We start from the raw sequence: 12782 nt of genomic DNA on the forward strand, positions 1-12782 counted from the left end.
GGTAAAATAAAATCATAGGAGGCCTTTTATTATGGCAAGAAAAAAAGATATTTATAAGGTAAAACCAATGAATGAAGGAAAAAGAAATATTATATCAGCTCTTATAGACGAGTATGATATTCAGTCAGCTGAGGATATTCAGGAAGCTTTAAAAGATCTATTAGGTGGAACTATTCAATCTATGCTTGAAGGTGAAATGGACGAGCATTTAGGCTATGAACCATATGAACGAGCCGAAACTACAAACTCAAGAAATGGGAAAAAACAAAAAAGAATTCGAAGCAAATATGGTGAGATGAATATAGATGTACCACAGGATAGAGAAAGTTCTTTTGAACCTAAAATAGTACAAAAACACCAGAAAGATATTTCTGGTATAGAAGAAAAAATTATTTCTATGTATGCTAAAGGATTAAGTACCAGACAAATTTCAGAACAAATTGAAGATATATATGGGTTTGAAGTTAGTGAAGGAATGGTTTCAAATATAACCAATAAACTTCTTCCTGAAATAGAAGCATGGCAACATAGACCTTTATCTACAGTATATCCAATTGTTTTCATTGATGCAGTTCATTTTTCCGTAAGGGAAAATAACGTTATACGTAAGCTTGCAGCTTACATTATTCTTGGTATAAATAATGAAGGCAGAAAAGAAGTACTTTCTATAAATATTGGAGAAAATGAAAGCAGTAAATATTGGCTTAGTGCTCTCAATGAATTAAAAAATAGAGGTGTTCAAGATATCCTTATCCTTTGTGCAGATGGTCTTACAGGGATAAAGGAATCTATATCAGTAGCTTTTCCAAATACTGAATATCAACGTTGTATAGTTCATCAAGTAAGAAATACATTAAAGTATGTTTCTGATAAAGATAAAAAAGAATTTGCAAAAGATTTAAAAACTATATATCATGCACCTTCTGAGGAAATTGCATATAAGCAATTAGAAGAAATCACTGGAAAATGGGAAAAACATTATCCTAACTCAATGAAAAGCTGGAAATCAAATTGGGATGCTATTAGCCCTATTTTTAAGTTCTCTGCTGATGTAAGAAAAGTTATTTATACTACAAATGCAATCGAAAGTCTCAACAGCACATATCGTAGATTAAATAGACAAAGAACTGTATTTCCAAGCGATACATCACTTTTAAAAGCTTTATACCTTGCTACTTTTGAAGCTACAAAAAAATGGCGTTTGCCACTAAGAAATTGGGGTAAAGTGTACGGTGAATTATCCATTATGTATGAAGGACGACTTACTGAATAAAAAGCTTAATATGCCAAAAACGCCTGTTTTTAAAGGCGTTCTTGACATACATATTTTTAGAATGTATATTTAAAACAAGATAGAAAGTCACTTTTGACAATCTTGTCTTTTAAAACTTACCATAGAAAGTTATTTTACAGAAAGAATTTTACACTCTCCAAAAAACGCTCCCTTAAGTATCATGGAGCGTTTTTTGGATATATAGAATTTTAATAAATAATATTATTCGAAATTAAATTCTAATGGTTCACCTGAATCAGCATTGTCATCATCATCAAAATCAATAATAACGCTTCTTGCTTTTTCTCTAGCTTGTTTTCTTTTTGATTTGTCATCTAAAGCTAATTTTATTAATTTGATTGATTCAGTAGGAGTTTCACATCCTCCAAGAACAATTACATTAAATGAATTGTTGTAAGTTACATATGTACTTCTATAAACTTCAAAGCACTTGCTGATTTCATTTGCATCATAACCGTCCATTTTTACGTTTATACCTAAGTAATCACAATCATATACGTCAGGTTGTGAGAATACACTGTTCTTTATAGCGAAATCTATAGCTGTTTTCGCATCCTTTAAACCATCGTAAAGTTTTAAAACAACACCGGCACCAGCGGCTGTATTTATTCTGAAGGAGTCTTTTTTATCGATATTTCCATCTGCATGTACTCCCATTAAGTTATATGCTAAATCTAAACTTTCAACTACTTCATTATTTATTTCATTATAAGTGTTTCTTTTATTATTATCTACAAATTTTATGTCATTAATTAAATTCATAACGCTGTTTATGTCGTTCCAACATTCTAATGTATTCTTGAATGCTAACTGATCTTCTGATAAACTTGGTAAAATTCCTACTACATTAAATTTAGCAGTAGGTATAGCAGAAGCAGCGATTTGAATAAAAGTTTTTATTGCTCCAGAGCCTGTTCCACCAGCAAAACTTGCAAATATAACCATAACTTCTGTTTGAGGATATTTCTTTAACAAAGTTCCTATTGCATTTGCATTGTCCTTTATCATTTCTCTTGATTTTCTTCTATCTCTTCCTGAACCATCAGTGCCAGGATATAGGTAAACATTTTTGTCTATTTCAGCGTTTTTCAATGGTTTAATATCTAACGCACTGCTGTTAAAAAATAAACCATTATAAGAACTGTTTTTGCTTAATAGACCATCTACGATATTTCCAGCACCCTGTCCTAATCCAACTAATAGCATTTTGCTTTTTTCCATAATTAATCTAATCCTCCATTTTTGTACTGTTGTTTATTGTTTTATAAGAAGTTTAATTTCTTAAAACCTTGTTGATTAAATTATGATTATTAGTGCATGTATGTCAATCACCAAGATTGTTTGCAGAAATTAACATAATATTGACAAATTATATTATAATAACATGACTGATTACTATATTTGCTATCAATTAAAATTAATTTATATTAATTGGTTTATGTTATAAGAAATTATAATATAATAACATAATTTTATACTATATTTAAGAATTTTTAAAGTAGAATTATGAATTTTTAAATGAAAATTGTAAAAAATAATGTATTTTTGCGATAAATTATATTATAATGTAATGAGTGAGGCATTAAAGGCATTAGTTCGACCGTGTTTTTGATGGAAATTTATATTGTATTAGATTTAAATTAAAAATTTCGAAAGGGGATTTAAAACATTATGAATTCTGAAGAGAATAATATGGAACTTGAAGAAAATAATATGGAGCCCGAGCAGGTGGATGTTGTAAATAATAGAAGACGTGGTGAAATATTATACTATACAATTAACCAAGTTGCTAATTTGTTAGGACAAGATGAGGGCAGTATTTTGTACTTCACTAATGTTTTTGATGATATTTTAAACATAAAAATATCAGATAAAGAGTTGACATATACTGATAAAGACATAGATAAGCTTGAATTTTTAATAGGATTAAAAAATAAAGGTCTTACTATTAAAGAAATTCAAAAGTATTGTGAAGGATTATCTTTTGAAGGTGAAAAATCAGTAATAGCTAAAGAAGAGGTACCAATGGTATCTACTGAAGATATTTCTGAAACTATTTCAAAAGTACAAAATGAACAATTTGACAATTTAAAAGAGTATATTGATAACAAAATCAGTGAAAATAATGAAGTACTTTCTCAAAACATTGCAAAGTTAATAGAGGAAGCACAAGAAAAACAATTTAAATCATTAAAAGAAGAGTTACTAAGTGAAATTAATTCTAAATTTGAAGCTCAACCTAATTCAAATGCAGAATTAAATGAAGAGGCATATACAAAGCTTGATAAATTAATAACTGAAAAGCTTTCAACAGAAAATGGGTTGAAAGAAGAATTTGAGAAGTTAAGTGAAATGTATATATCTAGAGAAGAAAATATAATAGAGGAAATTAGAAAGTACCGTACTATAATGTCACAAGCATATTCTTTAGAGCAAGAAATGGACAAAACTAAGCCTGGTTTCTTATCTAAGATATTCTCAGGTAACGATAAATAACTTGCAATAACATGTAATAGCTGTAATTAAGGATAATTATAGGGCAGAGGCATGTTGTGTATTTATAAAATTACATAAGCATTTTAATTTTTTGAATTGATAATAAAAGATTACATTAGGAAATCACTTCGTTAGTAATCTTTATTTTTTATGATGTAATAAGCCTGAGATATTATAATAGTAATGTCTCAGGCTTATTATATTAAAACTACAACAAAATTACATCGTATTGATTAAGCAAGGTTAATATATTGGTATCAGGTTCTACTTCAGTAATGATACTGTGAAAATCAGATATATTTGAAAAATTAAAGGTCCCATCTAATTTAAAACGTTCATTAGGAGCCATTAAATAGGATTCTTTAGATATACTCATAATTGCCTTTTTGGTGCCTGCATCTTCAGAAAGGCAAGTACTAACAGTTCCATTTGTAAGGTCTATTCCACTACAGCCTAGAAAAGCTTTATTGCAGCGATAAAGCTTAATTTGCTCAATTGAATGAAAACCTATATTCCCACCCACAAAGCTGTTGTAATCACCACCTATAAAGATTACCTTCAGTTTTAAATCTAAATGAAGTAGTGAAGAGATTTCAACCATATTTGTTATTAAGGTAATATCCTTATTATTTTGTATAAGCAATTTTGTAAGAAGATAAGAAATACTAGAAGTATCTAAAAAAACTGTATCCTTATCATAGATTAACTTATATATTTTTTTAGCTATTATCATTTTCAGATCTATATCTTTTTCAACTCTAGTATATAACTTTTCAGCATTTACTAAAGTACGTTTTATACTAATTGCACCACCGTAAGTACGCTGCAAAAGATTATTCTTTTCTAAAACTTGAAGATCTTTTCTAATCATGCTTTCACTTACGCCAAATCGTAGACTTAAATCTTTTACCAGTACTTTACCGTCCTTAGTAAGTAAGTCTAATATATGCTTGTGTCTTTCTTCAATAAACATAATTTCCTCCAAAGCTGTTTTAAGTTACCTTTATTTTAGCAACTATAATACTAAAATGCAATTATAGTGTGATTGACAATTAATAGTAAGTGGGATAGAATGATATTAAATGATAATAAGTAATATTAAATAGGAATTAAGGCATAAGGAAGGGATACTATTATGAGAAAAGCAGTGTTTTTTGATATTGATGGAACTTTATTAGATTGTTTAAATGGAATAGATAAGATTACTCCGAGAGTAGAAAAAGCTATAAGAAGACTTAGGGCAAATGGAGATTATGTCTTTATAGCCACAGGAAGGCCGTTCGCTTTTTTAGATGATGAGCTTCTTAACTTTGGCTTCGATGGCTTTGTTTATACAAATGGTTCATATGTAGAAGTTAATAAAAATAACATATACAAGCAAGCTATGGATAAAGAAAGTTTAAAAAAGATTATAAATAATTTTGAAAGATTAAACGTTGAATATATATTGCAGGGAGAAAAGTACTCTTATACAAGAGCGGAATATAAAAAGCTTCATGCCTTTTATGATGAATTTGATATATCTAAAAAGTACATTTTGAATGATTATAATATAGATGATATAGATGTGTACAAGGTAGAGATGGTGTGTGATGATGAAAAAGGTATACAATATTGTTTATCATTAGAAGATGAAAACTACAATTATATTTATGATGAAGATATAAAACACCTCGAATTATATTCTAAAAACAATAGCAAGGCTTCTGGGATATTAAAGGTGCTTGAATTTCTAGATATCTCTGTTGAAAATAGCTATGCCTTTGGTGACGGAAAAAATGATATAGAAATGTTAGAGACAGTAGGATGTGGAATAGCCATGGGGAATGCGGGGGATTTTGTCAAAGGTTTCGCTAAAGAGGTTACGGATACGGTTCAAAACGATGGAGTTGCCCTTGGTATAGAAAGATTTATTTTGTCGTAAGTTATCTCAAATTTAAAGAGGGTTGTGATAAGCATTTAATTGAAGTGGACGTTAAACAGCAGCTTAAAATTGCTACTTCTTTTTTTAAAAGTACAACGCTCAATGATATTGACTTAGAGCCTACTTTAAGTGATAACATGTTTATTATGGTACATACCAAATAAACCACAAGAGAAGGCGATGAAAATGAAAAAGCTTAAATTGATAATTACTGGAATCATCATAGTTATTATATTAGCAGTAATAGCGATATATATTTATATACCTAAAACTATTTCCAAAGTAAAGGTGAAGGCAAAGCCCAAAGCACAGCTAACTTTTGCAGTACTTGGAGATGTTCACAATAGAACGGACAACCTTCAGAGAGCTATTAATGATCTATACACAATAGATCAAGATATTGATGCATTAATATTAAACGGTGACACTGTGGATCAAGGAATCGAAAGCCAGTACGATTCAGTAAAAAAGACTCTAAAGCGAAATAAAGATATATTACCTAAAACAATTATTGAAAACATAGGAAATCATGAATTTTTTGATTATAATATAGGGACAAATTCAAAGGCACAAGTTAAAACATTTATAAATAGATACCTTGGATTTTCTCAGGAAAAGAAAGTGTATCATGACAAATGGATTAAGGGCTACCATTTTATATCACTTGGGTCTGAAGATGGTAAATCTAAAACAACGAATTCCACAGAAGCATCTATATCAAATGAGCAACTAATCTGGCTTAAGGAAAAATTAGCTCAAAACTATACAAAAGGCAAACCTGTATTTGTATTTTTACATCAAAATTTAAAGCCATTCTGGAACTGGCAGGGAGTTAAGCAAAGTGAAGAAATTAATGAAATTCTATCAAAGTATCCAGAGGTAGTGTTATTTACATCCCATACTCACGCTGATTTAGATAAGAATAGTGTATTAGAAAATCAGCCATTTACAATGGTTCATGCAGCAGCACTTCAATATACGCTTATACCAGAAATAAATAGTAGAGGTGTAATAACAGATATAACTAAAAAACAATATATTAAGGGTTTGTACATTGAAGTTAATGGAGATAAGGTTATTATTAAGGGAAGAGATATTAAAGAAAAACAATGGATATTTACAAAGGCTATTACTAAATAAATTAATATATTAATGTAAGTTTATTATGGCAACATATAGTAAGTTATTGTATACTTTCAATATATAGAGGAAATTTAAAATTCCTCAATAAAAGATAATGGAGTAAAGCAATGAAAAAATATAAAAAAATTACAAAGAATCAATTAACTTTATCCATAATAAATTGTTGTGTATTTGTGTTAGTTTATTTTGTTTTCTTTTACGAACTAAATATTTTATGTAAGTATGGAAGAGTAGGTAAAATTACAAATATATTGTTTGGATGTTTGGTTTTCTTTATAGTGTGGCTAATAATGTTAGTGACTAGGCTTGTGAAAAGGCCTAAGAATACATTGGCAGAGGAAGAAGAGAAGGGGGAAGAATACTCAAGGATAAAGAATAAATTCACGCTTATAGCTTTTATACTTGCAATTTGTGTAACGGGCTTTTATGGAACTAAAATATATAATAGTGGGACAAAATATAATGGAAAATTAGCATGGTATTTAGAAGAACTAAAAAATAAAAGACTAGCAAATTTTCAGCATGATAACATATATAAGGATGGTATAGAAGGTATTATTCAGGATGTTAATGAGAAAGTACACATGCCTAAAAAGTTATATATGGTAAATAATTTTACTATGAAATTTGATTCAAATGGAAAGATTTTATCCTTCGATACATTTTTATATGGAAAAAATGATAAAGGTAAATTACAAACTTATTTAATTAGTTATGATAGAAACAAATCAGATAAGATTATAATATACTTAAATGGTTATGCTAAACCAGATTACAATAAGGATAAGCTACTAGAACCATTTTTTACGCTGATGAAGAAAGCTCCACTTAAAAAAACAGTAAGTAATTGGAGCGAAAAAGCTTATTCTATTAATTATCATGGGAGAAAGAGCTTTTCAAGCAACGTTATTTACCTTGATTCAAAAGGTAAAATAATTGAAAATAGTGACATGAACTATAAAATGGTCGGATACACCTTATCTGTATTTGTACCAGAGAAATTAAATGAATACCAACCAGTAAGGTACAGTTTAATAGAGGGTGCAAATAAGGAAATAGTAGAACCGTATAATGAAGAAAATTCTCACGAGGAAACTAATTCTTCAGAGAAGTTTTATCTATCAAAAAAGGTTGGATATAGGCTGGAAATAGTTGCAGCAGCAGCTGGCAGTAGGTCTTATGCTTTAGAAAAAACCACTGATAGAGTTAATTGGACAACTATAAATCAAGATCCATTTAATGGTGACATTGGTATTGCAAGTGGAATAACTTTTTTAGACAGTAAGCTTGGTTTTCTAGGTTTATCTTTTTCGGGAGGTTCAAGGGGAGAGCTATACTGTACAAATGATGGAGGAATATCGTATAAAAAGGTGAATTTTACTTCTATAAAAAAGGATGCGTCCTTTGATTTACCGACAATGCCATATAAAAAAGGTGGAAAGCTTTATGTTTTAATAGGAAAAGGATCTGATGGTGATAAAACTAAAGAGTTATATCAGTCTACGGATGAAGGAGTAACCTGGAAATACATAAAAGATGTACCTTAAAGATAAATTACTAAAAAGCTTCCTAAGAATTATGTCAAAGGAAGCCTTTTTATTTTTAGGTATATTGACAGCAGGAGAAATCAGTATATAATTATATTGTAAACTATAATGAAAAATATAGTTTACAATAAGAAGGGGGAGTAACTATGAAGATGTCAACTAAAGATTTAATATTATGTGCTTTATTTGCAGCAATAAGCTGTGTTCTATCTCAAATATCTATTCCAATTGGAACTGTACCAATTACGATGCAAGTAATGGCAGTTTATCTTGCTGGAGTAATATTAGGAGCAAAACGTGGTTTTATATCACAATTAGTTTATGTGGTTCTTGGGGCAATTGGGGTGCCCGTTTTTGCTGGCTTTTCAGGTGGTATTGGAGCGGTTGTAGGACCTACAGGTGGATTCATTATTGCATTTCCATTCATGACTCTCATTGTTGGATATGTTTCTGATAAATATAAAAAAAGAATACCTATTATAATATCAATGGTGGTTGCAAGTGTATTTTGTTATATACTTGGATCAGTATGGCTTGCACTTATGACTAAGATGTCCTTTTTAGCAGCAATTAAAGTTGCGGTTTTGCCATTTATACTTTTTGATATAATTAAAATTATCATTGTTTCTATAGTAGCCGTTAGTATAAGAAATGGGATAAAGTCAGGGGGATTAGCATGATAAGGTTAAGACCTCATCATATTATGTGTTTTCAAGGATATGAAGGAAAGGGATATAGCAAAGATTTTATTGAAAATATGGACAAAATATATGAACAACTTGAGGAAAAATCCAAAGTAAAAATTGTTTTTTCTACAGATGATGTATGCAGAAAATGCCCAAATAAAAAACTAGAGAATATTTGTGAAACTAATGATAAGGTAGTAAGTATAGATAGTAAAGTTATTAAATATCTAATGTTAGAGGAAAGAGTATATACATATAAGGATCTCATAGTTAGATTGAAGACAAATATAAATGAAGAAATAATGCAAGATATTTGCGGAAGATGCGCATGGTATACAAATAGTAAATGTAAAAACAATATTCTGAATCTATAAAAGTATATTAAAAAATCAGGTGAGATTAACACCTGATTTTTTTAGTTAGTTAACCTTTGAAATAATGAAATTAACAGCTAAGTCTACAGCTTCATCTAAATTATATTCAAAGCCATGATCTTGCTTTTCAAGTAAATGTAAAGCGCTGTTAGCATAGCTTCCGTAGTATCTTTTTGAAGCAAATGGGTCAACAACTTTATCAGAAGTTCCATGTATAAGGCATACAGGACCTTTATATTGACTTGAGACTTCATAAATTGGTAAATGTTGTGCTGTGCTAAAATATTGGCTTCTTAAAGGTTTATTATTACTTGTAATTGTAATATATTCTGGTATATGTTTTGGATCATAGATTGTACCCATAATTGTACCCTTTAAAGCATCATCCTTTAAGGTTGCAGCTGGTGCCATTTGTACAAGACAAGTAATATCATCAGGATAATAACCGGCGGTCATACCAGCCACAACACCACCTTGAGAATGGCCCAAAAGACTAATATTTTTAACAAAGTCTAATTTTTTTACATAACGTAGAACCTCACCTGCATCCTCTAATTCATTTGGAACAGTCATGTCTTCAAATAGACCATCGCTATCACCATGACCGTTAAAATCAAATCGCAAAGAGACAATATTGTTTTCTAAAAGTTTTTCTGCAAGTGCCAACTGTAGTTTTCTATTACGATTTGAAGTAAAACCATGCATTATGATAACAAGAGGATATTTTTTGTTTTCTTCAAGAAAAGGATATTCCAAAGTACCAACTAAATTTAAGCCTGCTCTTTTTATATTTACAATCTTTTGCATATAACTAATCCTTTCAAAACATGTTGCGTTTACTTAATTATACCGTATATACGATTACTGTTAAAAGGAATAATTACTTCTTTATTTTCTTGTAGTCTTTATCAAAGTACTTTCCAGCACGGATATCATCAGTCATACCTTTATAAGGAGCTTCACTGATAACTTCATTATTATCTTGTCCCGCATTTCCCATATAAGTTATAGTTGCAAATTCAGGAACTACATATTTGGGATAAGTTTCATATTTTACGCGTGATTCTTCCATTAAATCAATGTGTTCATTTTGATAAGTCACAGTGATTTCTGGATGTTCGTGAACCCATTTTGGGAAGAAGATAACTCCATGTAACTTTCCTTCGTTTGGCATAAAATCTAAAGCTACATCAGTACCAGTTGGTTCAGTCCAAGTTATTTTGAATACTCCATCTGTTAATTTTACAATGTTTGCTTCTTGGTCAGTTACCCAACGACCAGCAACCATACCACCATGTATACGATAATCAACAGTATGATCATTTTTTGCATACCATTCATATTCCCAACCATTATCATAAGTATAAATAAAATGTGTTCCTAAAAAGTCATCTAAATCTTTAAATATTTTCTTCTCAGACATAATAATTCCACCTTTCATGTTACATGCATATAAACATGTACTTCAAAACATGTAATTAAAGACATGTTTATCTTATAACATTTATGATATACTTATAATATAAAATTGTCAAGGGAGATAATTATGATTAGAAAGAATATGCTTAGGTACATTATTTTAGGGCTGTTAGAAAAGCAAGAGTTGAGTGGTTATGATATTAAAAAGATATTTGAAGAGGAGATAGGTGAATTTTGGAGAGCAAAGCATAGTCAGATTTATCCTGAGCTAAGAAAATTAGAAGAGCAAGAGTTAATATGTTCACGAGTTGAAATAGTAGGAAATAAACTTGAAAAAAAGTATTATACACTTACTAAAGAGGGAGAAGTAGAGCTTCAAGCTTGGATTTCTTCAGGAACAACAGAGTTATTAGCAACTAAAGATGAATTTATTTTGAAATTATATTTTGTTCATCATAGTAAGGATGTAAGATTAAAAGATATGTTTGAAGAACAAATAAAATTACATAGTGAAAAGCTGGAACATTTAAAGCTTAGAATGAAAACAATTTTTGAAAGAGAAGAATATAAAAAAGAGAATTATGGACACTATCTTATATTAGATCATGCGATTATTAGGGAAGAAGGATATTTAAATTGGCTTAAAAAACAGTATGAGGAGAGTTTATAATTATGAAATACTATTTTGCGCCACTAGAAGGTATTACAGGATACATATATAGAAACGCCTATGAAAGGTTTTTTGGAGGTATGGATAAATATTTCACACCGTTTATTGTGCCAACTAGTAGTGAAAAATTAACCTCAAGAGAATTAAGAGATGTACTGCCAGAGAATAATAAAGTACCTTTTTTAGTTCCTCAAATACTAACTAATGATGCTGAAAAGTTCATTTTTACAACTGAGAAATTGATGAGGTTTGGATACAAGGAAGTTAATTTAAATTTAGGCTGTCCATCAGGTACAGTTGTAGCTAAAGGTAGAGGTTCAGGGTTTCTAAAAAAGAGGAAAGAGCTAGATGAGTTTTTAGAAGAGGTATTTTCCAAGTCAAATGCTAAAATTTCTATAAAGACTAGGATAGGGAAAGATTCTCCAGATGAGTTCTATGAGCTTATTAAAATATATAATAAGTATCCTTTAGAGGAGCTTATTATACACCCAAGAATACAAACTGATTTTTATAACAATAAGCCTAATATGAAGGTGTTTAAGGATGCTTTAGCATTAAGCAAAAATAGGGTGTGTTATAATGGCGATATTTTTAAGGTAGAGGATTATAAAAAACTTACAGAAGAATTTTCAAATTTAAATACTGTTATGCTTGGACGTGGGATTATTTCAAAACCTAATTTATTAAAAAATATTAACAACGTTCATGATTCAGACAAAGAAGTATTGAAAGAATTTCACGATACAATTTATAAAGAGTATCAAAGCTTTCTTTCAGGAGAAAAAAATGTATTATTTAAAATGAAAGAGGTTTGGTTTTATATGATACATTCCTTTAAAGATAGTGATAAATATTTTAAAAAGATACGTAAAGCAAATAGATTAAACGAGTATGAATTAATTGTATCAAGGCTTTTTAAAGAATTTGACTTGATTTAAAGTATAGTGTATACTAAAAAAATAAGTGAATAACTGAGGTAGAGGCGCAGACTTTAAAAGTAAAATTGTTGAGGTAAGCACAATGAAGCAGTTTGAAAGGAAAGGTTGCCGAAGCATATGATTAACGCTTTAAAATCATATTGCTGGGTTTGTATAAAATATATACAAAACTGTCACAAATGGAAATTGTGGAGAACTATCATTTTTGTGGAATTAACGTATATTTGTACGATTGAATATGTGTTTAAGTGCCCTGAGTGTAGTCTCAGGGCACTTTTTAGTTTAGTTACA

General features: G+C 29.6%; 13 protein-coding genes and 1 riboswitch. Of the genes, 9 read left to right on the top strand and 4 right to left on the bottom strand.

Annotated elements, in window-relative coordinates:
* Window positions 1-67: 67 nt before the first annotated feature.
* On the top strand, window positions 68-1273 hold the full coding sequence (locus CLFE_RS02065; RefSeq protein WP_169851002.1) for an IS256 family transposase: 1206 nt from the start codon (window positions 68-70) through the stop codon (window positions 1271-1273).
* A 222-nt stretch (window positions 1274-1495) separates the two neighbouring features.
* Here the strand turns inward: CLFE_RS02065 and CLFE_RS02070 are convergent, their stop codons facing one another.
* Window positions 1496-2515 (bottom strand): FtsZ/tubulin family protein, encoded by a 1020-nt coding sequence (locus CLFE_RS02070; RefSeq protein ID WP_077835090.1) that lies wholly within the window; start codon window positions 2513-2515, stop codon window positions 1496-1498.
* A gap of 450 nt (window positions 2516-2965) precedes the next feature.
* Here CLFE_RS02070 and CLFE_RS02075 point away from each other — a divergent pair, with 450 nt between their 5' ends.
* Entirely contained in the window at window positions 2966-3790 is an 825-nt protein-coding gene (locus CLFE_RS02075; RefSeq protein WP_077835089.1) for a MerR family transcriptional regulator, read from the top strand.
* Between the two features lie 208 nt (window positions 3791-3998).
* Here CLFE_RS02075 and CLFE_RS02080 read toward each other — a convergent pair whose 3' ends face one another.
* Window positions 3999-4763 carry a DeoR/GlpR family DNA-binding transcription regulator gene (locus tag CLFE_RS02080; protein WP_077851765.1) on the bottom strand — a complete coding sequence of 255 codons (765 nt, stop codon included), beginning with the start codon at window positions 4761-4763 and terminating at the stop codon, window positions 3999-4001.
* Between the two features lie 162 nt (window positions 4764-4925).
* Here CLFE_RS02080 and CLFE_RS02085 point away from each other — a divergent pair, with 162 nt between their 5' ends.
* From CLFE_RS02085 to CLFE_RS02105, 5 genes are all read left to right on the top strand, one after another.
* Window positions 4926-5714, top strand: coding sequence for a Cof-type HAD-IIB family hydrolase (locus CLFE_RS02085; protein WP_077894892.1), 789 nt, complete (start codon window positions 4926-4928; stop codon window positions 5712-5714).
* A 186-nt stretch (window positions 5715-5900) separates the two neighbouring features.
* Window positions 5901-6854 carry a metallophosphoesterase family protein gene (locus tag CLFE_RS02090; protein WP_077894891.1) on the top strand — a complete coding sequence of 318 codons (954 nt, stop codon included), beginning with the start codon at window positions 5901-5903 and terminating at the stop codon, window positions 6852-6854.
* A gap of 110 nt (window positions 6855-6964) precedes the next feature.
* Window positions 6965-8404, top strand: a complete 1440-nt coding sequence (locus CLFE_RS02095; RefSeq protein WP_077894890.1) for a WD40/YVTN/BNR-like repeat-containing protein — start codon at window positions 6965-6967, stop codon at window positions 8402-8404.
* A gap of 146 nt (window positions 8405-8550) precedes the next feature.
* Window positions 8551-9084 carry a biotin transporter BioY gene (locus CLFE_RS02100; protein ID WP_077894889.1) on the top strand — a complete coding sequence of 178 codons (534 nt, stop codon included), beginning with the start codon at window positions 8551-8553 and terminating at the stop codon, window positions 9082-9084.
* Window positions 9081-9464 (top strand): DUF1284 domain-containing protein, encoded by a 384-nt coding sequence (locus CLFE_RS02105; RefSeq protein ID WP_077832870.1) that lies wholly within the window; start codon window positions 9081-9083, stop codon window positions 9462-9464. Before CLFE_RS02100 ends, CLFE_RS02105 begins: the two co-directional genes overlap by 4 nt.
* A 45-nt stretch (window positions 9465-9509) precedes the next feature.
* On the opposite strand, the gene CLFE_RS02110 is transcribed toward CLFE_RS02105, so the two are convergent.
* Both CLFE_RS02110 and CLFE_RS02115 read right to left on the bottom strand, forming a co-directional pair.
* Window positions 9510-10271 (bottom strand): alpha/beta hydrolase family protein, encoded by a 762-nt coding sequence (locus CLFE_RS02110; RefSeq protein WP_077894888.1) that lies wholly within the window; start codon window positions 10269-10271, stop codon window positions 9510-9512.
* 73 nt (window positions 10272-10344) lie between these two features.
* Window positions 10345-10887: a phenolic acid decarboxylase gene (locus CLFE_RS02115; protein WP_077894887.1), complete on the bottom strand. Its 543-nt coding sequence runs from the start codon at window positions 10885-10887 to the stop codon at window positions 10345-10347.
* 123 nt (window positions 10888-11010) lie between these two features.
* On the opposite strand from CLFE_RS02115, the gene CLFE_RS02120 reads away from it, so the two are divergent.
* Window positions 11011-11553, top strand: a complete 543-nt coding sequence (locus tag CLFE_RS02120) for a PadR family transcriptional regulator (protein ID WP_077832873.1) — start codon at window positions 11011-11013, stop codon at window positions 11551-11553.
* Window positions 11554-11555: 2 nt separating this feature from the next.
* On the top strand, window positions 11556-12491 hold the full coding sequence (locus tag CLFE_RS02125; protein ID WP_077832874.1) for a tRNA dihydrouridine synthase: 936 nt from the start codon (window positions 11556-11558) through the stop codon (window positions 12489-12491).
* Between the two features lie 31 nt (window positions 12492-12522).
* Window positions 12523-12698, top strand: a riboswitch (Lysine riboswitch).
* Window positions 12699-12782: the final 84 nt, after the last annotated feature.

This window comes from Clostridium felsineum DSM 794, assembly GCF_002006355.2.
In the GTDB taxonomy this organism is placed as follows: Bacteria; Bacillota; Clostridia; order Clostridiales; family Clostridiaceae; genus Clostridium_S; species Clostridium_S felsineum.

Coding starts and splice junctions, on each gene's coding strand:
- CLFE_RS02065 (WP_169851002.1), top strand. CDS start 68: ATGAATGAAGGAAAAAGAAATATTATATCAGCTCTTATAGACGAGTAT.
- CLFE_RS02070 (WP_077835090.1), bottom strand. CDS start 2,515: ATGGAAAAAAGCAAAATGCTATTAGTTGGATTAGGACAGGGTGCTGGA.
- CLFE_RS02075 (WP_077835089.1), top strand. CDS start 2,966: ATGAATTCTGAAGAGAATAATATGGAACTTGAAGAAAATAATATGGAG.
- CLFE_RS02080 (WP_077851765.1), bottom strand. CDS start 4,763: ATGTTTATTGAAGAAAGACACAAGCATATATTAGACTTACTTACTAAG.
- CLFE_RS02085 (WP_077894892.1), top strand. CDS start 4,926: ATGAGAAAAGCAGTGTTTTTTGATATTGATGGAACTTTATTAGATTGT.
- CLFE_RS02090 (WP_077894891.1), top strand. CDS start 5,901: ATGAAAAAGCTTAAATTGATAATTACTGGAATCATCATAGTTATTATA.
- CLFE_RS02095 (WP_077894890.1), top strand. CDS start 6,965: ATGAAAAAATATAAAAAAATTACAAAGAATCAATTAACTTTATCCATA.
- CLFE_RS02100 (WP_077894889.1), top strand. CDS start 8,551: ATGAAGATGTCAACTAAAGATTTAATATTATGTGCTTTATTTGCAGCA.
- CLFE_RS02105 (WP_077832870.1), top strand. CDS start 9,081: ATGATAAGGTTAAGACCTCATCATATTATGTGTTTTCAAGGATATGAA.
- CLFE_RS02110 (WP_077894888.1), bottom strand. CDS start 10,271: ATGCAAAAGATTGTAAATATAAAAAGAGCAGGCTTAAATTTAGTTGGT.
- CLFE_RS02115 (WP_077894887.1), bottom strand. CDS start 10,887: ATGTCTGAGAAGAAAATATTTAAAGATTTAGATGACTTTTTAGGAACA.
- CLFE_RS02120 (WP_077832873.1), top strand. CDS start 11,011: ATGATTAGAAAGAATATGCTTAGGTACATTATTTTAGGGCTGTTAGAA.
- CLFE_RS02125 (WP_077832874.1), top strand. CDS start 11,556: ATGAAATACTATTTTGCGCCACTAGAAGGTATTACAGGATACATATAT.